23 protein-coding genes are annotated in these 23,146 nt (G+C 64.6%); 20 read left to right on the forward strand and 3 right to left on the reverse strand.

The genetic code is table 11. The features are described 5' to 3' along the window. Positions 1-12 precede the first annotated feature (12 nt). The 6 genes from IQ24_RS06175 to IQ24_RS06200 are packed head-to-tail and all read left to right on the forward strand — an operon-like array spanning position 13 to position 6,460. Positions 13-1,158 carry an ABC transporter substrate-binding protein gene (locus IQ24_RS06175; RefSeq protein ID WP_145396934.1) on the forward strand — a complete coding sequence of 382 codons (1,146 nt, stop codon included), beginning with the start codon at positions 13-15 and terminating at the stop codon, positions 1,156-1,158. Between the two features lie 59 nt (positions 1,159-1,217). Beyond that, a complete protein-coding gene (locus tag IQ24_RS06180) occupies positions 1,218-2,090 on the forward strand; it encodes a branched-chain amino acid ABC transporter permease (protein ID WP_145396935.1) in 873 nt (290 codons plus the stop codon). Between the two features lie 2 nt (positions 2,091-2,092). Then, positions 2,093-3,049: a branched-chain amino acid ABC transporter permease gene (locus IQ24_RS06185; RefSeq protein WP_145396936.1), complete on the forward strand. Its 957-nt coding sequence runs from the start codon at positions 2,093-2,095 to the stop codon at positions 3,047-3,049. Next, a complete protein-coding gene (locus tag IQ24_RS06190) occupies positions 3,046-3,825 on the forward strand; it encodes an ABC transporter ATP-binding protein (RefSeq protein WP_145396937.1) in 780 nt (259 codons plus the stop codon). The genes IQ24_RS06185 and IQ24_RS06190 overlap by 4 nt, the downstream gene beginning before the upstream one ends. Beyond that, the gene (locus tag IQ24_RS06195) at positions 3,812-4,513 is read left to right on the forward strand and encodes an ABC transporter ATP-binding protein (RefSeq protein WP_145396938.1); all 702 of its coding nucleotides are present in this window, start codon (positions 3,812-3,814) and stop codon (positions 4,511-4,513) included. Before IQ24_RS06190 ends, IQ24_RS06195 begins: the two co-directional genes overlap by 14 nt. 3 nt (positions 4,514-4,516) lie before the next feature. Next, the gene (locus IQ24_RS06200) at positions 4,517-6,460 is read left to right on the forward strand and encodes a 3-hydroxyacyl-CoA dehydrogenase NAD-binding domain-containing protein (protein WP_145396939.1); all 1,944 of its coding nucleotides are present in this window, start codon (positions 4,517-4,519) and stop codon (positions 6,458-6,460) included. A gap of 42 nt (positions 6,461-6,502) precedes the next feature. On the opposite strand, the gene IQ24_RS06205 is transcribed toward IQ24_RS06200, so the two are convergent. Further along, entirely contained in the window at positions 6,503-9,529 is a 3,027-nt protein-coding gene (locus IQ24_RS06205; RefSeq protein WP_145396940.1) for a S8 family serine peptidase, read from the reverse strand. A gap of 281 nt (positions 9,530-9,810) precedes the next feature. Between IQ24_RS06205 and IQ24_RS06210 the strand changes: the two genes are divergently transcribed. From IQ24_RS06210 to IQ24_RS06245, 8 genes are all read left to right on the forward strand, one after another. Further along, positions 9,811-10,425, forward strand: coding sequence for a ribonuclease D (locus IQ24_RS06210; RefSeq protein WP_145396941.1), 615 nt, complete (start codon positions 9,811-9,813; stop codon positions 10,423-10,425). 9 nt (positions 10,426-10,434) lie between these two features. Next, on the forward strand, positions 10,435-11,382 hold the full coding sequence (locus IQ24_RS06215) for a KpsF/GutQ family sugar-phosphate isomerase (protein WP_145396942.1): 948 nt from the start codon (positions 10,435-10,437) through the stop codon (positions 11,380-11,382). Between the two features lie 3 nt (positions 11,383-11,385). Next, entirely contained in the window at positions 11,386-11,961 is a 576-nt protein-coding gene (lptC, locus tag IQ24_RS06220; RefSeq protein WP_145396943.1) for an LPS export ABC transporter periplasmic protein LptC, read from the forward strand. A gap of 64 nt (positions 11,962-12,025) precedes the next feature. Beyond that, positions 12,026-12,517 carry a lipopolysaccharide transport periplasmic protein LptA gene (gene lptA, locus IQ24_RS06225; protein WP_145396944.1) on the forward strand — a complete coding sequence of 164 codons (492 nt, stop codon included), beginning with the start codon at positions 12,026-12,028 and terminating at the stop codon, positions 12,515-12,517. Further along, entirely contained in the window at positions 12,517-13,287 is a 771-nt protein-coding gene (gene lptB / locus IQ24_RS06230) for an LPS export ABC transporter ATP-binding protein (RefSeq protein ID WP_145396945.1), read from the forward strand. The genes lptA and lptB overlap by 1 nt, the downstream gene beginning before the upstream one ends. A gap of 146 nt (positions 13,288-13,433) precedes the next feature. Beyond that, entirely contained in the window at positions 13,434-14,009 is a 576-nt protein-coding gene (hpf, locus tag IQ24_RS06235) for a ribosome hibernation-promoting factor, HPF/YfiA family (RefSeq protein ID WP_145396946.1), read from the forward strand. Positions 14,010-14,085: 76 nt separating this feature from the next. After that, positions 14,086-14,550 (forward strand): PTS sugar transporter subunit IIA, encoded by a 465-nt coding sequence (locus IQ24_RS06240; RefSeq protein ID WP_145396947.1) that lies wholly within the window; start codon positions 14,086-14,088, stop codon positions 14,548-14,550. Positions 14,551-14,560: 10 nt separating this feature from the next. Then, complete coding sequence (locus IQ24_RS06245; protein ID WP_145396948.1) at positions 14,561-14,755, forward strand: hypothetical protein; 195 nt, start codon at positions 14,561-14,563, stop codon at positions 14,753-14,755. Between the two features lie 80 nt (positions 14,756-14,835). On the opposite strand, the gene IQ24_RS06250 is transcribed toward IQ24_RS06245, so the two are convergent. Next, positions 14,836-15,708 carry a branched-chain amino acid aminotransferase gene (locus IQ24_RS06250; RefSeq protein ID WP_145396949.1) on the reverse strand — a complete coding sequence of 291 codons (873 nt, stop codon included), beginning with the start codon at positions 15,706-15,708 and terminating at the stop codon, positions 14,836-14,838. A 166-nt stretch (positions 15,709-15,874) separates the two neighbouring features. On the opposite strand from IQ24_RS06250, the gene IQ24_RS06255 reads away from it, so the two are divergent. Then, entirely contained in the window at positions 15,875-16,393 is a 519-nt protein-coding gene (locus IQ24_RS06255; RefSeq protein WP_145396950.1) for a MarR family winged helix-turn-helix transcriptional regulator, read from the forward strand. Then, positions 16,390-17,106: a response regulator gene (locus IQ24_RS06260; RefSeq protein ID WP_145396951.1), complete on the forward strand. Its 717-nt coding sequence runs from the start codon at positions 16,390-16,392 to the stop codon at positions 17,104-17,106. Before IQ24_RS06255 ends, IQ24_RS06260 begins: the two co-directional genes overlap by 4 nt. Positions 17,107-17,235: 129 nt before the next feature. Here the strand turns inward: IQ24_RS06260 and secA are convergent, their stop codons facing one another. Continuing rightward, complete coding sequence (gene secA, locus IQ24_RS06265; protein WP_145396952.1) at positions 17,236-19,941, reverse strand: preprotein translocase subunit SecA; 2,706 nt, start codon at positions 19,939-19,941, stop codon at positions 17,236-17,238. Between the two features lie 206 nt (positions 19,942-20,147). Here secA and IQ24_RS06270 point away from each other — a divergent pair, with 206 nt between their 5' ends. The 4 genes from IQ24_RS06270 (at position 20,148) to IQ24_RS20485 (ending at position 23,075) form a co-directional block, all read left to right on the forward strand. Beyond that, positions 20,148-20,990: a peptidylprolyl isomerase gene (locus tag IQ24_RS06270; protein WP_145396953.1), complete on the forward strand. Its 843-nt coding sequence runs from the start codon at positions 20,148-20,150 to the stop codon at positions 20,988-20,990. Positions 20,991-20,992: 2 nt separating this feature from the next. Further along, a complete protein-coding gene (gene argJ, locus IQ24_RS06275; protein WP_145396954.1) occupies positions 20,993-22,426 on the forward strand; it encodes a bifunctional glutamate N-acetyltransferase/amino-acid acetyltransferase ArgJ in 1,434 nt (477 codons plus the stop codon). Between the two features lie 4 nt (positions 22,427-22,430). Next, a complete protein-coding gene (locus tag IQ24_RS06280) occupies positions 22,431-22,829 on the forward strand; it encodes a (deoxy)nucleoside triphosphate pyrophosphohydrolase (RefSeq protein ID WP_145396955.1) in 399 nt (132 codons plus the stop codon). A 114-nt stretch (positions 22,830-22,943) separates the two neighbouring features. Then, positions 22,944-23,075 carry a hypothetical protein gene (locus IQ24_RS20485; RefSeq protein ID WP_277872860.1) on the forward strand — a complete coding sequence of 44 codons (132 nt, stop codon included), beginning with the start codon at positions 22,944-22,946 and terminating at the stop codon, positions 23,073-23,075. Positions 23,076-23,146: the final 71 nt, after the last annotated feature.

A 23,146-nucleotide genomic window follows, 5' to 3' on the forward strand; every position in this document is an offset into this window, starting at 1 on the left:
GGAGGGGAATACATGAACTATCTGAACACAACCGCGCTTTGCGTGGCCTTTGCCGCAGGTCTTGCGGCGGCTCCGGCACTGGCCGAGATCAAGCTGGGCGCCTCGATCTCCGAGACCGGCCCCGCCGCCTATCTGGGCGACCCCGAGGCGAAGACGCTGAAGATGATGGTCGATGAGATCAACGCCGCAGGCGGGTTGAACGGCGAACAGATCTCGCTCGTGCTCTATGACGATGGCGGCGATGCCAACAAGGCCCGCACCTTCGCCACCCGCCTGATCGAGGATGACGAGGTTCAGGCGATCATCGGCGGCACCACCACCGGCACCTCGATGTCGATCATCCCGGTGGCCGAAGACGCCGAGATCCCCTTCATCTCGCTGGCCGGTGCCATCGAGATCATCAGCCCGGTCAAGCCCTGGGCCTTCAAGACCCCGCACACCGACCGCATGGCCTGCGAGAAAATCTTCGAGGACATGAAGAAGCAGGGTTACACCAAGATCGGCATGATCTCGGGCACGGACGGCTTTGGCGCCTCGATGCGCAAGCAATGCCTTGAGGTCGTGGGCAATTACGGCATCGAGGTGATGGGCGACGAAAGCTATGGCCCGCAGGACGCCGACATGACCCCGCAGCTGACGAACCTGAAGGGCAAGGACGGCGTACAGGCCATCCTGAACGCGGGCTTTGGTCAGGGGCCGTCGGTGGTGACGCGGAACTACAAGCAGCTGGGCATCACCCTGCCGCTTTACCAGTCGCATGGCGTGGCCTCGGAAGGCTTCATCGAGCTTGCGGGCAAGGACGCGGCCGAAGGCGTGCGCCTGCCGGGCACCGCGCTGCTGGTCGGCGATCTCTTGGCCGAGGGTGACGCCCAGAAGCCGGTCGTCGCCGCCTATACCGCCAGCTATCAGGCCAAATACGGCGAGAAGCCTTCGACCTTCGCGGGCTATGCCCATGACGCGCTGAACATCTATGCCGACGCGGTCAAGCGCGCAGGCTCGGCTGATCCCGAGGCCGTGCGCGACGCCATCGAACAGACCTCGGGTCTGGTCGGCACCACCGGCGTCGTCACGATGACCCCCGAAGATCACCTGGGCCTCGACCTTTCGGCATTCCGCATGCTGGAAATCCGCGACGGCGCCTGGACGATCGTCGAGTGATCCGTGGGACCGGGGTGACACCCGGTCCTTCCCCCTCCCTTATCGGAGCTTGAGCGGACATGTCCGAACTGATGCAATTCCTTCTGTCCGGGGTGACGGTCGGCGCAGTCTATGCGCTGGTCGCGCTCGGGTTCACGATCATCTACAACGCCTCGGACGTGGTGAACTTCGCGCAAGGCGAGTTTGTCATGCTGGGCGGCATGATCACGGTCTTCACCTATGCCGCCGGACTGCCCTTGCCGCTGGCCGCGCTGATCGCGGTCGCGGTCACGGCCTGCGTGGGGGTGGCGCTGAACAAGCTGGCGATCGAGCCTGCGCGCGGCGCGCCGGTCGTGTCGCTGATCATCATCACCATCGGCGCGTCGATCTTTATTCGCGGCGCGACGCAGCTGATCTTCGGCAAGCAGATCCACCGCTTCCCGGCCTTCTCGGGTGACACGCCGATCCATATTCTGGGCGCGACGATCCTGCCGCAAAGCCTGTGGGTGATCGGCGGCGCCATCGCGGTCTTCGTGGGTCTGTGGTTCTTCTTCAGCAAGACGCTGACCGGACGTGCGGTCATGGCGACGCAGAACAACCGGCTGGCCGCGCAGCTTGTCGGCATCAACACCAAATGGGTGATGACGCTGTCCTTCGCGCTGTCGGCGGCCATTGGCGCGCTGGCGGGCGTGCTGGTCACGCCGATCACCAATATCTCGTATGACGTGGGCATCGCGCTGGCCCTGAAGGGCTTTGCCGCTGCCATGCTGGGCGGCATGGGCAATCCCAAGGGCGCGCTGGTGGGGGGCATCCTGCTGGGCATCCTCGAGCAGCTGACGGCGGGCTATCTGAGTTCGCAATACAAGGACGCCGCCGCCTTCATCGTGATCCTGCTGGTGCTGTTTGCCATGCCGCAGGGCCTGTTTGGCAAGAAATCCACGGATCGGGTGTAATCATGCGTCTGGGTGAAAAATACTGGACGCTTCTGGTCCTGCTGGCGGTGGTCGCGATCTCTCCGGCCTTCTTTCCATCGAACTATTACTACCGCGTGGCCTCGCTGATCTTCATCAACGGGCTGGCGGTCACGGGCATGGTGATCCTGATCGGCTATGCCGGGCAGATCAGCCTGGGGCACGCGGGCTTTGCCGGGATCGGCGCCTATGCCTGCGCGCTGGCGCCGGTGCATCTGGGCCTGCATCCTGCGCTGGCGGTGGTGCTGGGGGCGGCGATCTCGGCGCTGATGGCCTATCTGGTCGGGCGGCCGATCCTGCGCCTCAAGGGCTATTATCTGGGCGTGGCTACGCTGGGCTTCGGCATTCTGGTGTCGATGGTGCTGGCCAATGAGGGGCAGCTGACCGGCGGCCCGGACGGCATGGAAGTGCCGGATCTGGGCCTGCGCGGGCTGCTGAAGGACATCGGCATCGACCTGTCGAACGGCCAGTTCTGGTATGGGCTGACCGGGATTTTCCTGATCCTTGGCGCTTGGCTGGCGCTGAACCTCAACAACAGCCCCACGGGCCGGGCGTTGCGCGCGCTGCACGGGTCCGAGATTGCCGCCCGCACGGTCGGCATCGACGTGGCACGGGCGAAGCTGACGGCCTTCGTGATCTCGGCGGTCTATGCCTCGGTCGCGGGATCGCTGCTGGCGCTGCAGAACAAGTTCATCACCCCCGATGTCGCGGGCTATATGCACTCGATCGAGATGGTGACCATGGCGGTTCTGGGCGGCGCGGGCTCGGTTCTGGGCGCGATCTTCGGTGCGGCCATCCTGACCACGCTGCCGCAGGTGCTGACGGTGTTTGCCGAATATGAGCAGATCCTGCTGGGGCTGGTGATGATGCTGGTGATGATCTTCATGCGCGAGGGGCTTCTGCCCTCGATCCTGCGCCTGATCCGGGGGAAGGGTGAATGACGACACTTCTGGAAATCGAAGGGCTGGGCATCACCTTTGGCGGGCTCCGCGCCGTCAACGATGTTAGCTTCAGCGTGAACCCCGGCGAGATCGTCTCGGTCATCGGGCCGAACGGGGCGGGGAAGACGACGCTCTTCAACATGATCTCGGGCGTCTACATGCCCGGCGCGGGCAAGGTGCGCCTGAATGGTGAAGATGTGACCGGCATGTCGCCGCATCTTCTGGCGCGGCGCGGCATGTCGCGGACCTTCCAGAACCTGCAGATCTTCCAGCAGATGAGCGTGCTGGAAAACGCCATCGCCGGCTATCATCTGCAGGAAAGCGGCTCGGTTCTGGCGGATCTGCTGAACCTGCCCTCATCGCGCCGCCGGGCGGCCGAGGCGCGCGAAGGCGCGATGAAGCTGCTGGCCCGCGTCGATCTGGACCGCGCGGCCGAGCGCGAGGCGGGGAACCTCTCTTACGGCTCGCTCAAGCGGCTGGAGATCGCGCGTGCGCTGGCCTTGAGCCCCAAGGTCCTGCTGCTGGATGAACCCGCGGCAGGCTGCAACGCGGTCGAGACCGAGGAAATCGACCATCTGATCGCCGAGGTCGCGGCCTCGGGCGTGGCGATCCTGCTGGTCGAACATGACATGAAGATGGTCATGCGGATCTCGAACAATATCGTCGTGCTGGATCACGGCGAGAAAATCGCGCAGGGCGACCCGGCCACGGTCAGCCGCAATTCGGCGGTCATCGCCGCCTATCTGGGAACGGAGGCTGCCCATGCTGACGGTTGAGGGCTTGCGGTCGCGCTATGGCCGCATCGAGGTGCTGCACGGCATCGACCTGACGGTCGACTCGGGCGAGATCGTGACGGTCGTCGGGGCCAATGGTGCGGGCAAGACCACGCTCTTGCGCTGCCTGTCGGGCGTGCAGCCGGTCTCGGCCGGGACGATCACCTTCAGGGGCGAGCCGCTGACGACGGTCCCGGCCTTCCGGCGGCTGTCGCGGGGCCTGTCGCAATCGCCCGAGGGGCGGCAGATCTTCACCAATCTGACGGTCGAGGAAAACCTGCGTCTGGGCGCGTTCCTTTACAGTGACGACCGCGTCCAGAAGGACATGGACGATGCCTTCCAGATGTTCCCGATCCTGCGCGAAAAGCGCAATCTGGCGGCGGGCGGCCTGTCGGGCGGGCAGCAGCAGATGCTGGCCATCGCACGCGCGCTGATGGGGCGGCCCTCGTGCCTGCTGCTGGATGAACCCTCGATGGGCCTTGCGCCCATTCTGGTCCAGCAGATCTTCGATGTGGTCAAGAACCTCAAGGCGCTGAACGTCACCGTTCTGCTGGTCGAGCAGAACGCCTTCGGCGCCCTGAAGATTGCCGACCGCGGCTATGTCATGGAGACTGGCCGCATCACCATGGAAGGAACGGCGGCCGATCTGATCGCCGATCCGCGCATCCGCGAAGCCTATCTGGGGATCTGAGACATGAGCGTCACCACCATTTCCAAGCAGGGCGACATTGCCGTCGTCACCGTCGACAACCCTCCGGTCAATGCGCTGGGGCGGGATCTGAGGCAGGCGCTGTGGGATGCGGTGGCGACGCTGGATGCGGACCCCGAGGTCCGCGCAGTCGTGCTGATCTGCGCGGGCCGGACCTTCATCGCGGGCGCGGATGTGCGCGAATTCGGCAAGCCGCCCGAGCCGCCGCATCTGCCCGATCTGGTCGACCGGATCGAGGGCGCGCAGAAACCCTGGGTCGCGGCCATCCATGGCTCGGCCCTTGGCGGCGGGTTCGAGGTGGCGCTGGGCTGTCGCTTCCGCGTGGCGCTGGAAAGCGCCAGCGTCGGCCTGCCCGAGGTCAGCCTTGGCATCATCCCCGGTGCCAGCGGCACCGTGCGCACGCCGCGCGTCGCGGGCGTGGCTGCGGCGGTGGAGCTTGTGACCTCGGGTCGTCCTGTGCGCGCGAAAAAGGCACTGGAGATGGGGCTGATCGACGATGTGATCGCGGGCGATCTGCTGGCGGGCGCGGTCGAATTCGCGCGCGCGTCACTCGGCGAGCCGCTGCCCCTGCCAGTCTCGCAGCGCCCGGTGGCCGATCCGGGCGACGACTTCTGGACCGCGCAAGAGGCCGCGGTTGGCAAGGCCGCGAAGGGCGCAGCCGCGCCCCTGCGCGCGCTGGCCTCGGTCCGCAAGGCCGCCACCGCGCCCTTCGCCGAGGCGATGGCCTACGAGCGGCAGACCTTCCTTGACCTGCGCGGCACCGATCAGGCGGCGGCGCTGCGTGCGGTGTTCTTTGCCGAACGCGGCGCGCCGCGTCCCGCTCATCTGGGCGATGCCAAGGCTGCGGCGCTGAAATCGGTCGCCGTCATTGGCGGCGGCACCATGGGCGCGGGCATCATCGCCGCGCTGCGCGACGCGGGCCTGCCCGTCACCCTGATCGAACGCGATGATGAGGCCGTGGCGCGCGGTCTTGCGAACCTGCGCAAGATCGTCGACGGCGGCGTCAAGCGCGGCAAGCTGACCGAGGCGCAGGCCGAGGCCCGCATGCAAGGCGTGACCGGCACCACCGATTACGCGGCGCTGGCCGATGTGGACATGGTGATCGAGGCCGTCTTCGAAGAGATTGGCGTCAAGCGCGAGGTCTTTGCCGCGCTGGACCGCCATTGCCGCGCCGATGCGATTCTGGCGACGAACACCTCGTATCTGGACCCGCGCGACATTGCGGAGGGCGTCTCGAACCCCGGGCGTTTCATCGGGCTGCATTTCTTCAGTCCGGCCAATGTGATGAAGCTTCTGGAAATCGTGCCGGTGCCGGAGACCTCGGCCCAAACGCTGGCGACCGGTTTCGCGCTGGCCAAGACGCTGGGCAAGATCCCGGTGCAGGCGGGCATCTGCGAAGGATTCATCGGCAACCGCATCCTCAAGCGCTATCGCGCGGCGGCCGAGGATCTGGTCCGCAAGGGTGTGGCGATTGCCGATGTGGACGCGGCGATGCGCGGCTTCGGCATGGCGATGGGCCCGTTCGAGGCGCAGGATCTGGGCGGGCTCGACATCGCTTGGCTGCAGCGCGAAGGCGCGCGTGCCGCAGGGCAGGACGTCCCCGAGACGCTGGGCGATGTACTGGTCACCGCAGGCCGCAAGGGCCAGAAGACCGGCGGCGGCTGGTATGACTATGCCGAGGGCGACCGCAAGCCGCGCCCCTCTGCCACGGTGACGGGCCTCTTGGGCGAGCGCATCGGCACGGGCGCCGCCATGTCGCTGGAGGAGATCGCCGATCATCTGGTCGCGCAGATGGCCGCCGAGGGGCAGGCCATTCTGGACGAGGGCATCGCGCATCAGCCTTCGGACATCGATCTGGTCGAGATCCACGGCTATGGCTTCCCGCGCTGGCGCGGCGGCCCGATGTTCATCGCCAGCCGCAAGGGCTGACGGCCAGCGCAGCGCCTTCGCGGCGCTGCGCCCTTCACCGCATCAGAAGACGACCAGATCGTCGATCAGTATGTTCAGGCTGTTGACGCCGTTGACGGTCAGCACATTGCCATGGCCGAAATCCAGCACGGCGCGACCATTCTGGATCTCTCCGAACTGCGCCAGAACCTGCTGCGGGGTCAGCGCGCGACCGCCCCACAGGTCATTGTTGATGTGCAGCGTGTCGATGTTGTTCTGGAAATCCGCGACCAGCGTACGCCCCGCGCCGAAGACGAAGTGATCGGCCCCCGCGCCGCCCCGCAGCGTGTCATTTCCCCCCAGACCGTTCAGCCAGTTGTTCCCCGAGTTCCCGGCGATGAAATTGCTCATCGCATTGCCGGTGGCTGTGGTGTTTGCGGCCCCGGTCAGGATCAGGTTCTCGACATGCGCAGGCAGGCGGAAGCTGCCCGAGCTGCGCACCGTGTCGAAGCCGCCGCCTGCGCCCTCGATGATGATGTCATTGCCGTCGGTCAGATAGGTGTCATTGCCGCGCCCGCCGATCATCGTGTCGCGCCCGCCGCCTCCGGTCAGCCAGTTGTTGCCCGCGTTCCCGGTGATGCGGTTGTCCATCGCATTGCCGGTGGCGCTGATATTGGCGGTGCCCAGCAGCACGATGTTTTCGATGTTGCGGGGCAGGTTGAGGCTGGCCCAGCTTTGCACGGTGTCGATGCCTTCCCCGACCTTCTCGACGATCAGGTCGCGGCCATCGGTGATATAGATGTCATTGCCGAGGCCGCCCACCATGGTGTCGCGGCCCGCACGCCCGATCAGCGTGTCATGGCCCGCGCCGCCGTGCAGGGCGTTGTTGCCGGCATTGCCCTCCAGCACCTCGCTGCGGGCGGTGCCGTAAAGCGCCCAGTTGCCCGCGCCCACCATCTTGACGATCTCGACCGGGCCCTGAATGCGACCCAGCGAGAAGTTCGTGCCGATGAAGACCGCGTCACGGCCATGGCCCGCACGCTCGATCACCTGATCCATGGAATGGCTGACGTAATAGGTGTCATTGCCGCGCCCGCCCTCCATCCTCGTGCCATGCGTCCCGGCCGAGTGCAGGCGGTCATGCCCGTCGCTGGCGATCAGCGTGCTGATGCGCGTCGCCGCCCCCAGCGAATAAAGCCGCGCGCCGTCCGCCGTCGAGGTCGAGCCACCCCGCGCATGCAGGACCAGCGTCTCATCCCCCATGGCCGAGGCGTTGACGATATTGTCGCCCTGCCAGTCGCGGATCACCCGGTCATTGCCCAGATTGATGGTGCCGTCTGCGCCGCGATTGGTGCGGCGGAAATCGTCGTTGAAGACATAGGTGTCGGCCGAGGTCTCGCCCGCGCCATGGACGGTCAGGCGCAGCGCCTGCACCAGAATATCCATCAGGCCCGGCTGTTCGGCGCGGCTGCGCAGCTCGATCTGCCACTGACCCTGCGCGCTTTCCCCGGCAAAGCGGCGGGTCGACCAGCTACCGTCGAAATCGCCCCAATAGGCGTTGAGCTGCGCCTGTGTGGCATTCGGACCGGGGGGCGTGCCATGGACGATGTCGGTCGCGTCCGAGCCGCCGCCCTGCCGCACATGCCAGCGCGTCCCGTCGGGAGAAATCAGCGTGACGTCGATGGCGGCAGCCAGCCCGCCCCAGAAGGTGCCCCAGACCTCTTCGACGCGCTGCAGGACATGCAGGTCCAGCCGCAGGTCCAGCGACTCGATGTCGATGTCGCGGGCGATGTTGAGGTTCAGCCGCGCCACCACCGGCTCGGGTCCGGTCAGCGCGCCATTGTCATGCACCTGAATGCGGCGGCCGATATTGGTCCCGCCGCCGACGCTGAGGTTGACCTCGTTCTGGCTGCTCTGGGTGCCGCGCCAGGTCTCGGCCAGACGCACGGCCTGGAAGGCGTCCAGCGTGCCAAAGCCCAGATCGCGCGAGAAGGCGAAGCCGCCGCCGTTATGGGTGGTGGCGTTGTTGACCGACTGCCGCTCGATATAGTCCAGCGCGCCGGTCAGGTCGGGCGCGATGCCGCGTCCCTTGTGCCAGACCGAGGCATGCGACAGGATCGTCTGCACATCGCGCCAGCCAAGGTTCGGGTTCGCCTCAAGCATCAGGGCCACGACGCCCGCGACGATGGCCGATTCCTGACCGCTGTTGAAGGTGGTGGTCATCGCCCCGCTGTTCAGATCGGTGATGGGCGTGCCGTAAAGCCGGTTGATCAGCGGCGGAAGCAGCCCGAAAGATCCGCTGTTCGCCCCGACCCGCCCGATGGCGCCCAGATCGTCCAGCACCAGCGTCGCGATGGCGTCATTCGCATTCGACCAGATCGAGGGGTCGAATTGCCATTTGTTCGGATCCCACGGATCGGTGATCACCCCGGTCGAGCCATGGATATAGCTGGCCGTATCGGCCAGCACCGAGGTCAGCGTCATCTCGTTTTCCATGCTGCCATAGCCGATCACCCCCTCGACCGAGAGCGCGTTCACCACCACCGCATGGCGCGAGCCCGCGTTGCCGAACTGGCTGCCGTCAAGGTTGATCGAGATGCTGTTGCCGGGCGCGTTCTCCAGCACCACGACGCTGCCCTTGCCGTCGCGTCCGGCGGTCACGGCCGCCGCGTCCAGATGCGTCGCACCGAAGCGCACAGTGTCGGTGCGCGCGACGACCACATCGGCATCCAAGAGCCGGATGCCGTTCCCCATGAACTGGCCATAGCCCGCGACGCGGGAATCGGGGGCGACGCCCACCAGACCGCGGCCATTGTCATCGGCGGCGATGGTGCCCGCCAGAGCGGTCGCAAGGCCGTTTGACGACAGATGCGCATTCGGCGGGTTCAGCGTCGGGCGACCGGCGAAGTTGTAATTCGCGCGCAGGTCCCAGTGATCGGCATCGGGATAGCCGAAGACGGCGACATTGACGCCGCGCCCCCGGTAATCATCCCAGACATCCTGCACGTTCAGCCAGGGCGTCATGCCGTTGGGGCTGTGGGGGCCAAGGTCATAGCGACCCGAAAGATAGGTCTGGAAACGGAAATATGTATCTCGGGGAGTATAGGGCATGGCAAGAAACTCGTTTGATGATCGATAACGAAATCACACACCGCCTGCCTTCCCGGGGGCGGCGCTACCTGAATACCCCGGCGCAGGCCGATGCGACACGGGGGCCGGGCGCGTTAGGCGAAGCCTTGCCGGTAGGGCGATCGCAGGGCGGGCGGCCGCACGCGCGTGACCGGCAATCCGCCGGTTGCGGCGGCGGTCCTTGCACGGGGGCTGGCGGCAGATTGCCAAAACGGTTTAGAGGATTGACAACACAAGCCTGAAATCAGGATCGGAGCCCGCAGATGAGCATCCATCTTTACCAAAATGACCTGCCCGACGATCTGGATCTGGGCCCCGTCGTCGCCATCGACACCGAAACCATGGGCCTTGACCCGCGCCGCGACCGGCTGTGCCTGGTGCAGCTGTCCTCGGGCGATGGCTCGGCGCATCTGGTCCAGATCGCCAAGGACCAGCGCAGCGCGCCCAATCTGACGCGCATGCTGACCGATCCGGCGGTGCTGAAGCTCTTCCACTTTGGCCGCTTTGACATTGCGGCGCTGGAATCGGCCTTTGGCGTGGTCACGGCGCCGGTCTGGTGCACCAAGATCGCCTCGAAGATGGTGCGCACCTTCACCGACCGGCATGGGCTGAAATATCTGCTCTCGGAACTGGTTGGCGTCGATATCTCGAAACAGCAGCAGACCAGCGACTGGGGCACCCCGGTCCTGTCGGATGCGCAGCTGGAATATGCCGCCTCGGACGTTTTGCACCTGCATGCGCTGAAGGCCCAGCTTGAGGAGCGTCTGCAGCGCGAGGGCCGCATGGGCCTTGCGCAGGCCTGCTTTGACTTCCTGCCCGCCCGCGCCCATCTGGACCTGATGGGCTGGGGGGATGAAAACGATATCTTCAGGCACTAGATACCCGACATGAGCGAATATCTGAACACCGCGCGCCGCGTGATCGAGACCGAGATGGCGGGTCTGCAACAGCTTGCAGGCTCTCTGGGAGAGAATTTCGACCGTGCGGTCGAGATCATGCTGGCCGTGAAGGGCCGGGTGATCGTCTCGGGCATGGGCAAGTCGGGCCATGTGGGGCGCAAGATTGCGGCGACACTCGCCTCGACCGGGACGCCCGCGCAATTCGTCCACCCCGCAGAGGCCAGCCATGGCGATCTGGGCATGGTGACGAAAAGCGATGCGGTGCTGGTGCTGTCGAACTCGGGTGAGACGCCCGAGATCGCCGATATCGTGGCCCACACGCGCCGCTTCGCCATCCCGCTGATCGGCGTGGCGAGCCGCGCCGAGTCGACCCTGCTGCGCCAGTCGGACGTGGCGCTGGTGCTGCCCGCCGCCGCCGAGGCCTGCGGCAATGGCATCGTGCCCACCACCTCGACCACCATGACCATGGCGCTTGGCGATGCGCTGGCGATTGCGCTGATGGAGCACCGCCAGTTCACGCCCGAACATTTCCGCACCTTCCACCCCGGCGGCAAGCTGGGCGCGAAACTGTCGCGGGTCGGCGATCTGATGCATGCCGACATGCCGCTGGTCAGCGAGGCGACGCCGATGACCGACGCGCTTCTGACGATCAGCCAGAAGGGCTTTGGCGTCACCGGCGTCCTGGATCCGCGCGGCCATCTGAGCGGGATCATCACCGACGGCGACCTGCGGCGTCACATGCAGGGGCTGCTGGATCTGGACGCGGCCTCGGTGATGACGCGCGCGCCGCGCACCATCTCGCCCGATGCACTGGCCGAGGCCGCGCTGGAGCAGATGCAGGGCAGCAAGATCACCAGCCTCTTTGCCGTCGACAAGAACGCGCGTCCGGTGGGCATCATCCATATCCACGACTGCCTTCGCGCAGGTATGGTCTAAGCCATGGTGACACGCTCGCGCATCGTGGCCTGGTTGCGCGTGGTGATGCCGCTTGCGGCGCTGGTGCTTCTGTCGGTCCTGTTCCTGCTGGGCCGCAAGCCCGAGCCGGGCAGCACCATCCCCTATGCCGATGTCGATCCGCAGGAACTGGCGCAGAACTCGGCCGTGACCGCGCCGAATTACGCCGGGGTGACGCCGAACGGGTCCGAGGTGACGCTGACGGCCGAACGCGCCAAGCCGAACGCCTCCGGCGCGCTGGAAAGCATCGATGCGGTGCGGATGACGCTGACCAGCCCTGAAGGCCGCAAGGCCAATCTGGATGCCGGAAAGGCGCAGATGCAGGGCGATGACGTCCGCCTGACCGGCGATGTCCGCCTGACCACCGAGGATGGCTGGACCGTCACCGCGCCCGAATTTCTGGCCGGGCTGCGCGAAGGCACCCTTTCCGCCGATCAGGAAGTGAACGTGACCGCCCCCTTTGGCGAGCTGACCGCCGGTCGCATGGATCTGCGCCCGACCGAAGGCGGCAATCACGTTCTTGATTTGAATGGCGGAGTTCGTCTGATATATCGCCCATGATGCCCACCCCAATCGCCCCATCCGCCGGCGTTGCCGGGGCCGTCGCCGCTGTACAGGAGTCACGATGAAACGCATTGAACGGTTGTGTTCGACGGGTCTTCTGGTCGCGTTTCTTGCGGCGGGCCTTGCCCATGCGCAGGAACGGGGCTTCGGCAATGCTCAGGACGTGAAACTGCCGGTCGAGGTGACCGCCGACAACCTGTCGGTTGATCAGGCGACGGGGAAGGCCATTTTCTCGGGCAAGGTGCTGGTGGGGCAGGGGACGATGCGTCTGGCGGCCGACAAGGTTGCTGTCGTCTATGGCGGCGCGGATGCGCGCCGGATCACCGCGCTGGAGGCCACGGGCAATGTGACGCTTGCCGCAGGCGATGACGCGGCCGAGGCCGAGAAAGCCGATTATGACGTTGCGTCCGGAAATGTGGTCCTGACCGGCAATGTGCTGCTGACCCAGGGGCAGAATGTCATGTCCGGCGAACGCGTCGAGGTGAACCTTGCGACCGGGACGGCCAATGTCTCGGGCCGGGTGCGCAGCGTCCTGCAGCCCGGGGGCCAATGATGGACGGCCCGTTGGAGCAGCCGGAAAGCGCCAGCCCGGCCGAGACCGGGGGGCTGCGCGTCCGGGGCCTGCGCAAATCCTATCGCAACCGCCCGATCATCCACGACGTCTCGGTCGATCTGGGCCGGGGAGAGGTCGTGGCGCTGCTGGGGCCGAACGGTTCGGGCAAAACCACCTGTTTTTACTGCATCGCGGGCCTGGTGAACGCGGATGCGGGTCTGGTGTCGATCGACGGGCAGGACGCGACCTCGTTGCCGATGTTTCAGCGCGCCCGCATGGGCATCGGCTATCTGCCGCAAGAGATGTCGATCTTTCGCGGCCTGACGGTCGAACAGAACATCATGGCTGTGCTGGAACTGGTCTGCCGTGACAGCCATCACCGGCGCGAACGGCTGGAAGAACTGCTGGGCGATTTCTCGATCGGGCATATTCGGCACGCCTCGGCCATGGCGCTGTCGGGCGGTGAGCGGCGCCGGGCCGAAATCGCCCGCTGCCTTGCGTCAAATCCGTCCTATCTTCTGCTGGACGAACCTTTCGCGGGTGTCGATCCCATCGCCGTCAACGAAATTCGCGGCCTTGTCCATGACCTCAAATCACGCGGCATCGGTGTCCTCATCACCGACCATAACGTACGGGAAACGCTGGAAATCGTGGACCGCGCCTATATTTTGCACGATGGCCGCGTGCTCAAGTCCGGCTCGACCGCCGATATCGTTGCCGACCCGCAGGTCCGGCAGGTGTATCTGGGCGAAGGTTTCCGCATGAACTGATTGGCCGCAGGGCCTTCGCCCCCGTTGACAGAAGCGTCCGGCTGTCACCAAATTGGGGTATGGCGGTTCGTTATGCCGCTGGAATGAACCGGACGTTGCGGCCGGAATGGCGCGACGAGACCGGACAACCGAAAGGACGGTTCAACATGCGCTATCAGATCAGTGGAAAACAGATCGACGTCGGTGACGCTCTTTCCACGCATGTCAAAGACCATCTTGGCGAGACAGTGGAAAAGTACTCTCAGCGCCCGACCGACGCGACGGTGATTTTTTCCCGCAATGCGCATGAATTCATCTGTGACTCGGTGGTGCATCTTTCGACCGGGCTGACCGTGCAGGCCAAGGGGGCCTCGACCGAGATCTATGCCGCGTTCGAACAGTGCCGCGAGCGGATGGACAAACAGCTGCGCCGCTACAAGCGCCGCCTGAAAGACCATTACAAGGACCGGGCCGAACCTGTTGCGTTCGAGCAAGCCGACATGTATGTGCTGGCCGCAGATGAGGATGAGTGGGAAACGCAGGCCAACGGTCCGCAGCCCATGATCATCGCCGAAATGGAGACACGAGTGCCCACCGTATCGGTCGGTGAGGCGGTGATGCAGATGGAACTGGCCGGCAGCCCGATGCTGGTGTTCCGCAATGAAAAGCATGGGGGCGTGAACGTGGTCTATCGCCGCGAGGACGGCAATGTAGGCTGGATCGATCCGCGCAATTTGAACTAGGCCCGGCCAACCTTTAAGGCCATGCTCTTGAAAGTCCCGGTCGCCCCGCGGCCGGGACAAGGACAATTCAGAAGATATGCAGATCAGCGATATTCTTTCTCCCGCCGCAGTGAGAACCGTGGCGCAGACGACCAGCAAGAAGCGATTGTTCCAGGACATCGCCGAGCAGGCCCGGCAGATCTATGGCGTCGATGCCGCCCAGACGCTGGACGCCCTGCAAGAGCGGGAAAGCCTTGGTCCGACGGGCGTGGGGCATGGCGTGGCGCTGCCGCATGCGCGGCTTCACGGGCTCGACAAGGTCGTGGGGCTGTTTCTGCGGCTGGAAAAACCGCTGGACTTCGATGCCGTCGACCGGCAACCTGTTGACCTGATCTTTGCTTTGCTGGCGCCCAAGAACTCGGGGGTCGATCACCTCAAGGCCTTGGCGCTGGTGTCGCGGACGCTGCGCGATCAGGATCTGCGCAGCAAGCTTCGCGCCAATGACGATCCGGCGGCCCTGCATGCGATGCTGGCGGCGTCGCCGGGAATCAAGGCTGCCTAGGGAGGTCGCGATGACCAGACATCTTTCGGACAAACCGCGCACGACCGCTGCCGGTCGCCTGCGCCACTTCCTGCAACATGAACGCGAATCCGGCGACATTCACCCGGCGATCGCCGCGCTGCACGCCCGCAGCACGAAGACCACGCCCGAGGCTGACCGCCGCGTCGCCGAATACACACGGATCGAGCGTGGCCACCGCGCCTGATCCTCCGCTAAGGCGGAACCTGACCGCTAAAAAGGCCGCGCAATCTGCGCGGCCTTTTCGTTGGCGATAGACTGGGCCGCTTATTCGCGGACCAGCTTTTCATAGACTTCGGCGATCTGGCGCGTGACCGGACCGACCTGGAAATGCCAGTCGTCACCGATCTGCGCGACCGGGGTCACCTCGGCCGCCGTGCCGGTCAGGAAGCATTCCTGGAAGCCCGAGACCTCTTCCGGCATGATGTGACGCTCATGCACGACCGTGCCCTGATCCTTCAGAAGCTGGATGATCGTCTGGCGGGTGATGCCGTTCAGGAAGGCGTCGGCCAGCGGCGTGTGGACTTCGCCATCCTTGATGAAGAAGACGTTCGCGCCGGTCGCCTCGGCGACATAGCCGCGATAATCCATGAACAGCGCATCCGAGCAACCCTTTTCCTCGGCCGCATGCTTGGACATGGTGCAGATCATGTAAAGACCGGCAGCCTTGGCGGCGACGGGAATGGTCTCGGGGCTGGGACGCTTCCATTTCGCGATATCCAGCTTCGCGCCCTGCCATTTGGCATCGCCGTAATAGCTGCCCCATTCCCAGGCGGCGACGGCCATGCGGACCGGGTTCTTGCGGGCCGAAACGCCCATGTCATCGCCCGAGCCGCGCCACATCACCGCGCGGACATAGGCGTCCTTGAAGCCGTTCGCGTCCAGAACCTGGCGCTTCGCCTCGTCGATCTGCTCGGCGGTATAGGGCGATTTCATGTCCAGCAGGCGCGCCGACTCGATCAGGCGCAGCGAATGCTCATGGCCCTTGAAGATCTTGCCGCTATAGCAGCGCTCGCCTTCAAAGACCGAGCTGGCGTAATGCAGGGCATGCGTCAGAATGTGTACCTTGGCGTCGCGCCAGTCCAGCAGCTCGCCATCCATCCAGATCTTGCCGTCACGATCGTCGTATGAGCCTGCCATCATTCCCTCCAGCCGGTCCCGAATTTCATAAAGTTGCGCCGTCCTGACAAGTATCGAATAGAAAGTTGCGCAACTTGGGGTCAGCGCTATCTTTTGATGATTGGAAAGTCAACACACCTGACGTAATAAGTCCTATGCAATAGAAGAAAGGCATGAGTGGTCAGGCATGCAGGACAAGATTGCAATGACGGCCCCCGGCGGCGAGGCGCTTCTGTTTCTCACCGACGACCAGATCCGTCGCGGGATCGAGGCGATGTATTTCGCCTATCGGGCCTTCACCTCGGACCCCGATCTGATTCTGGCCGAAATGGATTATGGCCGGGCGCATCACCGCGCGCTGCATTTCATCCACCGCGATCCGGGGCTGACGGTCACGGCGCTGCTGGATGTGCTGGGGGTGACGAAACAGTCGCTCAACCGCGTGCTGCGCACCCTGATCGAGGACGGGCTGGTCGACAGCCGCGTCGGCCGCCGCGACCGGCGCGAGCGGCAGCTCTACCTGACCGACAGCGGTACCGCGCTTGAGCGCAAGCTCTCCGAGACTCAGCGCGCCCGCCTCAGGACCGCCTTCCGCACCGCCGGGCCGCAGGCGGTCGCAGGCTTCCGGCAGGTGCTGGAGGCGATGATGGACCGTGACATGCTGCGCCAGTACCGCGCCTTCCGCGACCTGCCCGACACACCATGAGCGCCAACAGCCAGCCCGCCGCCCATATCCTTGTCGTGGATGATGACGAACGCATCCGCAGCCTGCTGCGCCGCTTCCTCATGCGCAACGACTATCTGGTGACCACCGCGCGCGACGCCGCGCATGCCCGCCGCCTGCTGGGTGGGCTCGACTTTGACCTGATCGTCCTCGACATCATGATGCCGGGCGAAGACGGCATCTCGCTGACCCGGGACCTGCGCGGCCAGATGACGACGCCGATCCTGCTGCTGACCGCCAAGGGCGAAATCGAGGATCGCATCAGCGGCCTTGAAAGCGGGGCCGACGACTACCTTGCCAAACCCTTCGAGCCGCGTGAACTCCTGCTCCGGATCGCCGCGATCCTGCGCCGCATGCCAAGTGCCGAAGCGCGCGCGACCAAGATCCTGACCTTCGGCCCGATGCGCTATGACGCGGGCAAAAGCGAGCTTTGGCAGGGCGAAAACCAGATCCGCCTGACCGGGACCGAGCAGGCGCTGATCAAACGCCTGGCCGATTCCGCCGGCCAACCCGTCAGCCGCACCGAGCTGATCGAGGATCTGGGCCGCTCGCCCGCCGAGGACGGCGGCGAAAACTCCGAACGCGCCATCGACGTCCAGATCACGCGCCTGCGCCGCAAGATCGAGCCCGATCCGCGCGAACCCCGCTACCTGCAAACCGTGCGCGGCACCGGCTACAAGCTGGTCCCCGACTAGGACCTGCCCCCGGCAATTTCTCCGTTGCCCAAATACCCATAAAACAGCGCGGCGAGTCGCAACCCCCGCCCGTCAGGCACGAAAAAGGGGGCCGCAGCCCCCTGATTCAAACCCATTCAGAACCGAAGCTCAGGCCAGTCGCCCATGGCAGTGCTTGAACTTCTCGCCCGAGCCGCAGGGGCAGGGGTCGTTGCGCGACGGGTTGCCCCAGGTCGAGGGATCGTTCTCGTCAAAGCCCGGCGCGCGCGAGGTCGCCTCGCCGCCATCGGCTTCCTCATGCTCGGGCTGCATGGCGCGCTCGGTCTGGGCCTGCTGCGCCTGATAGTCGCGGATCATCTGCTCGCGCTCTTCATCGGTCAGCGGACGGATGCGAGCCAGCTGCTGGGTCACGTCGACGCGCAGACCGTCCAGCATGTTCTCGAACAGCTGGAAGCCCTCGGTCTTGTATTCCGACAGCGGGTCGCGTTGCGCATAGCCACGGAAGCCCACGACGCTGCGCAGATGCTCCAGCGTCACCAGATGCTCGCGCCATTTGCCGTCGATCTGCTGCAGCAGGATCTGCTTTTCGATCTGACGCATGTTTTCCGGGCCGAATTGCTCGGCCTTCTGGTCCATATAGGCGTCGACGGCCTGTTCGATGCGCTCTTTCATCGTCTCGTGGTCGACGCCGTCCTCTGCCGCCCAGTCGGCGACGGGCAGGTCCATGTTCAGCTTCTCGATCAGCTGCGCCTTCAGGCCCGCAGTGTTCCACTGCTCCGCATAGCTGCGCGGCGGCAGATGCTCGTCGATCAGATCCTCGATCACCTGATCGCGCATGTCGCGGGTGATCTCGCCCACTTCCTCGGTCTGCATGATCTCAAGGCGCTGGCTGAAGATCGCCTTGCGCTGGTCGTTCATCACGTCATCGAATTTCAGCAGTTGCTTGCGGATGTCGAAGTTGCGGCCCTCGACCTTCGCCTGCGCGCGCTCCAGCGACTTGTTGACCCAGGGGTGAACAATGGCCTCGCCTTCCTTCATGCCCAGCGTCGACAGGACCTTGTCGAGACGTTCCGAGCCGAAGATGCGCATCAGGTCGTCTTCCAGCGACAGGAAGAACAGCGAGCGGCCGGGGTCGCCCTGACGGCCCGAGCGGCCGCGCAGCTGGTTGTCGATGCGGCGGCTTTCGTGACGCTCGGTGGCCAGAACGAAGAGGCCACCCGCCGCCTGAACTTTTTTCTTGGCGGCTTCGACCTCGGCCTCGACCTGGGCGCGCACCTCGTCGGGATGCGCCTCGGGGTTCTTGGCGAGTTCCTCCATCACCTTCATCTCGACGTTGCCGCCCAGCTGAATGTCGGTGCCGCGACCGGCCATGTTGGTCGCAATCGTCACCGCGCCCATCTTGCCCGCATCGGCGACGATCTGGGCTTCCCGCTCATGCTCGCGCGCGTTCAGCACGTTATGGGGGATGCCCGCCTGCTTCAGCATCTGCGACAGCATCTCGGATTTCTCGATCGAGGTGGTGCCGACCAGCAGCGGCTGGCCGCGCTCCTGCGCCTCTTTGATCGCCTCGATGACGGCGGTGTATTTCTCGGCGGCGGTGCGATAGACGCGGTCGTGTTCGTCGATCCGCTGCACGGGGCGGTTGGTCGGAACCTCGACCACGCCCAGCTTGTAGATTTCGGCGAATTCCTCGGCCTCGGTCGCGGCGGTGCCGGTCATGCCCGACAGTTTCGCGTAAAGGCGGAAATAGTTCTGGAAGGTGACCGAGGCCAGCGTCACGTTCTCGGGCTGGATCTTCACGCCTTCCTTGGCCTCGATGGCCTGATGCAGACCGTCCGACAGGCGGCGCCCAGCCATCATCCGGCCGGTAAATTCGTCGATCAGGACGATCTCGTCATCGCGCACGATGTAATGCTGGTCGCGCTGGAACAGCTTGTGCGCCCGCAGCGCCTGGTTGACATGGTGGACGATGGTCGTCGATTCCGGGTCATAAAGCGTCTGGCCTTCCGGCAGCACGCCCGCCTTCTGCAGGATCTGTTCAAGGAATTCGTTGCCATCCTCGGTGAAGGTGGCGTTGCGGGACTTTTCGTCCAGCTTGTAATGCTCTTCCGACAGCTGCGGGATATAGTGATCCAGTGCCTTGTAAAGCTCGGACCGGTCCTGCGAGGGGCCCGAGATGATCAGCGGCGTCCGCGCCTCGTCGATGAGGATACTGTCGACCTCGTCCACGATGGCAAAGAAATGCCCGCGCTGGACCATCTGGTCGATCGAGCCTTTCATATTGTCGCGCAGATAGTCGAAGCCCAGCTCGTTGTTGGTCGCATAGGTGACGTCGGCCCGATAGGCGGCGTGCTTTTCGGCATCATCCTGGAACGGATAGACGACGCCCGTGGTCATGCCCAGCTGCGCAAAGACCTTGCCCATCCAATGCGCGTCGCGCTTGGCCAGATAGTCGTTGACGGTGACGACATGGACGCCCTTGCCCGCCAGCGCGTTCAGATAGGCCGGGAAGGTCGCGACAAGGGTCTTGCCCTCACCGGTCTTCATTTCGGCAATATTGCCCTGATGCAGGAAGATGCCGCCCAGTAGCTGGGTGTCGAAGGCGCGCAGGCCAAGGGCGCGGCGCGCAGCCTCGCGGCAGTTGGCGAAGGCTTCGGGCAGAAGCGTGTCCAGGTTCTCGCCGGACTGGGCGCGGCCCTGCAGCTCGCGCGTCTTGCCAATCAGATCGGCGTCGGACATGTCCTTGAACTTCGGCTCAAGCGCATTGACCTGCGCAACGATGGGACGAGCCGCTTTCACTTTACGGTCATTGGGCGTGCCAAAGACCAGTTTAGCCAAATTTCCGATGCCGAGCATGTGAACCTTCAAAATCGCGTATCTGGTGATGCGCCGGGTATAGGCCCACTTGCCGGAACCATTCGCCTTGCCCTATCAACGGGCCAGAAAAACGGCGACGGGCGCGCATTTTCGGTTGTGCCGGATGTATGCCCCGTATGCTGCGCTGTCAACGCTTGCGCCCGTTCACCGATGCGTGGACCGTGCGTATCAACGGGGGATAACCTATGCTGAAACCGCTTCTTGCCGCATCGGCCATTCTGGCTGGCGGGCTGACCCCCTGGGCCGTGATGGCGCAGGATGCCGATACCGTGGTCGCAACCGTCAACGGCGATACCATCACTTTGGGTCAGATGATCGCGATGAAAGAGGCGATGGGCCATGACGCCGCCGCCAATCTGCCCGCCAGCGCGCTGTGGGATCTGATGCTGGACCAGATGATCCGCCAGACCGCCGTGTCGCAGGTGGTCAAGGACGATCTGAAGCCGCGCGATGCCGCCGCCCTTGAAAACGAACGCCGTGGCTTCCTGGCCGGTGTCGCGCTGGAGCGGGTCGCCGCCGCCGATCCGACCGAAGAGGAAATGCGCGCGCTTTACGACAAGACCTTCAACGGCGAGGCCGGACCCAAGACCGAATATAATGCCGCCCATATCCTTGTGAAAACCAAGGAAGAGGCTGATGAGATCGCCAAGCAGCTGAAAGAGGGCGCTGATTTCGGCACTCTGGCGACCGAGAAATCGACCGACAACTCGGGCCCCAACAAGGGCGATCTGGGCTGGTTCCAGGCCGAACAGATGGTCCCGCCCTTCGCCGAGGCGGTAAAGACGCTGAAGAAGGACGAGATCTCGGCCCCGGTCGAGACGCAGTTCGGCTGGCATGTCATCAAGCTGATCGACAGCCGTGACGTGCAGGCTCCGGGCTTTGACGAAGTGAAAGAACAGATTGCGCTTCAACTGCGTCGTGAGAAAGTACAGGCCGAGATCGACAAGCAGGTCGAAGCGGCCAAGATTGAAAAGACCGAGGGGCTGAACCCCGATCTGCTGAACGACACCAAGATCTTTGGGGAATGAACATGGCCAAGGACAAAAGCAAGGCTGCCGAGAAGGCCAAAGCTGCCGACAAGGGCAAGGGCGACAAGCTGAAGGCGCTGCGCAAGAAGGTGAAGAAGCTGAAGGCGGCCGTTGAAACCGCCGCCAGCACCGCCGTCGAGGCGGTGATCGAGACGCCTGCCGCTGCCGTTGCGGCGGTCTCGGCCAAGGTGTCGGGCAAGCAGGTCTCGCCTCTGGCACCGGCGTCTTTCCCGCGACTGCCCGATATTGCCGGCGTTGAATTTGCCGCTGGCGCGGCTGGCGTGAAGTATCAGAACCGCACCGATGTGATGCTGGCCCGTCTGGCGCCCGGCACGGCGGTGGCGGGGGCCTTCACCCGGTCCTCGACCCGGGCGGCCTGCGTGCTGGACTGTCAGGCCAAGCTTGCGGGCAAACCCGACCAGACCAAGGGCGCGGCGATCATCGTGAACTCGGGCAACGCCAACGCCTTCACCGGCGCCAAGGGGCAAGAGGCTGTCGACGCGGTGACCGGCGCGGTGGCGAAAAGCCTTGGCGTGCCGCGTGAGCGGGTCTTCTCTTCCTCGACCGGCGTGATTGGCGAGCCGCTGCCTGCCGACCGCATCGTCGCGGCCATCGGCGGGCTGGTCGGCAAGCTTAGCGTTGGTGGGGCGGCCGAGGCCGCAAAGGCCATCATGACCACCGACACCTTCCCGAAAGGGGCGGCAGCCGAGATCGAGGCCGAAGGCGGCACCATCCGCATCGCCGGGATCGCCAAGGGTTCGGGCATGATCGCGCCCGATATGGCGACGATGCTGGTCTATATCTTCACCGACGCGAAGATCTCGCCCGAGATGCTGCAGAAGATCCTGTCCTCGCATATGGACGCGACCTTTAACGCGATCACCGTCGACAGCGACACCTCGACCTCGGACGCGCTGATCCTGGCGGCGACCGGCAAATCCGAGGCGCAGCCCATCACCGATTTGCGCTCGCGCACCGCGCGCGCCTTCAGCAAGGCGCTGAAAGAGGTGATGCTGGATCTGGCGCAGCAGGTCGTCAAGGACGGCGAAGGCGCGACCAAATTCGTCGAGATTCAGGTCACCGGTGCCGCGACGGCGGGCGATGCCTCGCGCGTGGCCATGGCGATTGCGAATTCGCCGCTGGTCAAGACGGCCATCGCAGGCGAAGACGCGAACTGGGGCAGGGTGGTGATGGCCGTCGGCAAATCCGGCGCCAATGCCGACCGCGATAAGCTGACCATCCGCTTCGGCGACATCACTGTGGCCGAGAACGGCTGGCGCGCCCCCAGCTACAGCGAGGCCGCGACCAGCGCCTATATGAAGCGCGACAATCTGGTCATCGGCGTCGATCTGGGGCTCGGCAAGGGCAAGCGGACCGTCTGGACCTGCGACCTGACGCATCGCTATATCGACATCAACGCCGATTACCGGTCCTGATCCGGTGAAGGTTCTGCTTGTTGCAGCGGTCGCCCTGATCGACAAGGACGGCCGCGTCCTTCTGGCGCAGCGCCCCGAGGGCAAGTCCCTCGCGGGCCTGTGGGAGTTTCCCGGCGGCAAGGTCGAGCCCGGAGAGACGCCCGAGGCCGCGCTGATCCGCGAATTGCATGAGGAGCTGGGGATCAACACCTGGTCCTCATGCCTCGCGCCCCTGACCTTCGCCAGCCACAGCTATGATGATTTCCATCTGCTGATGCCGCTTTTCGCCTGCCGCAAGTGGGAGGGCATCCCCCACCCGCGCGAGGGGCAGGTGCTGGCCTGGGCGCATCCGCGCGATTTCGGCAACTATCCGATGCCGCCCGCCGACCTGCCGCTGGTGCCGATCCTGCGGGACTGGCTGTGACCGGCCGAGGCCCCAGGGTTGCAATCATGCAATAGTCTGCCCCTCAAGAGAAATATCTGGTTAACAGATTACACATTTGTGTAATTCTTAATCTGCACAGGAGGAGAATTGGGCATGATTCGCACGATCACGATCGGTAGCTGTATTTCTGTCCAGGGTGTCTTTGAGCGTCAGGTTTCCAACGGCAACATTATCGTGCGCGTCGGCAACAAGACCTATGAAGGCAAGCCGGTCGGGCTGCACTAAGCCAAGCCGGAACAGACAGACCATACACCACAAAAGATTACGAGGCTCCTTTCGGAGCCCCGTTCTTTTTG

The sequence above is a fragment of the Paracoccus sulfuroxidans genome (genome assembly GCF_007830335.1).
Taxonomy (GTDB): Bacteria; Pseudomonadota; Alphaproteobacteria; order Rhodobacterales; family Rhodobacteraceae; genus Paracoccus; species Paracoccus sulfuroxidans.